The following is a 2,497-nucleotide window of genomic DNA, read 5'->3' as shown; positions in this document are numbered from 1 at the left end:
CCTGGGTTTCACGCTTGGTATTACAAAACACCATGCTGCTTTGACCCTGATAATTTAGCAGCAAAGTATGCAATGCCTGCAGCCGATCATTGTTATGACTTAGCTGATAAAACTTTTGCTCGATACTGCTGCTGGTATGCTGCTCTTCTACTGTTATCCTTACAGGTGCGCGAAGTAACCGCTCACTTAAGCTGGCTATAGCTGCAGGGTAGGTAGCACTAAATAACAGCGTTTGCCGCGCAGAAGGCGCCATGGCAATCACGGCATCTAAATCGGCGCTAAAGCCCATCTCCAGCATGCGGTCGGCTTCATCTAATACCAGCGTGGTTAAATCGTCTAGTTTCAACCGGCCTTTATCCAGGTGATCTATCACCCGACCTGGTGTACCAACGATAATGTGCGCGCCGTGCTCTAACGAGCCAATTTGCGGACCAATCGGCACACCGCCACACAGCGTAAGAATTTTAATATTGTGAATACTGCGTGCCAGTTTACGCAGTTCTGCTGCAACCTGATCGGCCAGTTCCCGGGTAGGGCACAGTACCAGGCTTTGTACACGAAAGTACTTCACATCCAGTTTAGCCAGCAAACCAAGGCCAAAGGCGGCGGTTTTACCTGAACCGGTTTTAGCCCTGGCGATAACGTCTTTACCTGCCAGGATTTCTGGCAAGGCCTGCGCCTGAATATCGGTCATGCTGCTGTAGCCAAGGTCGGCCAGATTGCCCAGCAATGCTGCTGGTAAAGCGAGGGTAGAAAATGCTGTGTTGCTCATTGGCGCTCCGCAAAATTGAATACTGCGGGCCAAAGCCTGCAAAAGGGGCGGCATTGTAGCAGAATGCTGTGGCTTTGCATCTTTCACTGCTGAAAAAAACAGCTACTGCTTATCTACGGTAGTCGGACAGTTCCGCCGAATCGGTATACCCACACCAACACGCCGTAAACCCGTCCGTGGGGGCTCCTCTCAGCCCATCCGGGGCTGAGACGGTTGGTTTAGGGTATACCGATTCTGCTTCAGTTGAAATTAAGGCACTGCTACTTTAGTTTCACTTTTCATTTTGCGGGCATCAAATCCAGCAATGCGATGACTGTCGCTTCCACACCTTTGGTTACTGCCGGTTGCGGGCTGATTTTAAACAGCGGGCTGTGATGGCTGGGTACAGCCGGGCCGCCGGCTTTTTCCGCTGCAAAGTCAGCCGCTGGCGTACCGCCTACCGCAAAGTAAGTGCTGGGTATATAAGGCTCAGTGGTAAAGAACGGGAAATCTTCAGCACCCATACCTAAGCGCTTATAGTTTTCGTCAAATACCGGTTGGCCCATACTGGCTGTCCAGGCCTTTTTCAGTCGCTTGGTTAGTGGTATATCGTTAACGGTGGGGGGAGTGGGTTCATCGCTGATGCGAACTTCCGGCAGTTTATCTTCCGGTAAGCCAGCAGCGCGGCCCATGTTCTCAGCAACCCGTTTAATCGCTGCCATTAAATACTCGCGGGTTTCCCAGTTGTCATTACGCACCGTCAGCTGTAAATGCGCTTTATCAGAGATAATGTTGTGCTTGGTGCCACTGTGAAAAGCGCCAACGGTAATAAGCGCCGGTTCTTTCGGGGCAATTTCACGGCTGACAATAGTCTGCAGCGCCAGTACGATTTGTGAACCTAACACTATGGGGTCTTTACCGCGATGCGGGCTGGCGCCATGCGCACCAACACCATGAATAATAATATCGACGCTGTCTACGCCCGAATACGGCGAACCTTCAACTGCAACAATTTTACCGGCTTCAATTTCTGATGAAACATGAAACGCCAACGCATAATCAGGCTGGCCAAAGCGACCCCAGATATTATCTTCCATCATGCCTTTAGCGCCGCCAACCCGTTCTTCTGCAGGCTGGCCGACCAGCATCAGGGTGCCGGACCATTTGTCTTTCATCGCTGCCATCCGCCGTGCTGTACCTACCAAACTGGTAATATGTACATCATGACCACAGGCATGCATGACATGCACTTCATTACCATCCCAGTCTGTCTGTTTGGCTTTAGAGGCATAGGGCAGGCCGGACTTTTCTTCAACCGGTAAGCCGTCCATGTCTGCCCGCATCATCACCAAAGGCCCAGGGCCGTTTTTCAGCATAGCGACCACGCCGGTTTTACCGACGCCTTCGGTTATCTCAAACCCTGCAGCACGTAGCTCTTTGGCGAGGCGTTTTGCCGTTTGAGTTTCCATGTGGGAAAGTTCAGGGTGTTGGTGGAAGTGGGTAAACAGTGCGCCGAGATGCTGCTGATAGTCTTGCTGGATCTGATCAGATAAAGGTGCCGCAGCGGCAGAGAGGCTGCCCAAAGTGAGTAAAGTGGCGATAAGCGTTTTTTTCATTGTTATTGTGCCCATAGGTTTAAACATTCTGTTTAACCTACCGCTGGCGTTTAAAAAACGCCAGCCTTTGCGACCAACAGCGAACACGCCGCGGTGTTAACCTTTTTCGGCTTTGTTTTCCAGAGACGGG

General features: G+C 51.4%; 2 protein-coding genes. Both read right to left on the bottom strand.

From position 1 onward, the window contains the following. Nucleotides 1-772: DEAD/DEAH box helicase (locus VIN66_RS00010; RefSeq protein WP_331922083.1), on the bottom strand; the 772-nt coding region annotated here is incomplete at its 3' end. 278 nt (nucleotides 773-1,050) lie between these two features. Continuing rightward, a complete protein-coding gene (locus VIN66_RS00005) occupies nucleotides 1,051-2,367 on the bottom strand; it encodes an amidohydrolase (RefSeq protein ID WP_331922082.1) in 1,317 nt (438 codons plus the stop codon). Between the last annotated feature and the right edge of the window lie 130 nt (nucleotides 2,368-2,497).

It is taken from the genome of Rheinheimera sp. (assembly GCF_036568245.1).
Lineage (GTDB): Bacteria > Pseudomonadota > Gammaproteobacteria > Enterobacterales > Alteromonadaceae > Alishewanella.
This window is presented reverse-complemented; position numbering and strand designations above follow the sequence as displayed.

What these genes read in the sequence shown, in the direction of transcription:
- VIN66_RS00005 (WP_331922082.1), bottom strand. Translation starts at nt 2,367, where the DNA reads ATGAAAAAAACGCTTATCGCCACTTTACTCACTTTGGGCAGCCTCTCT.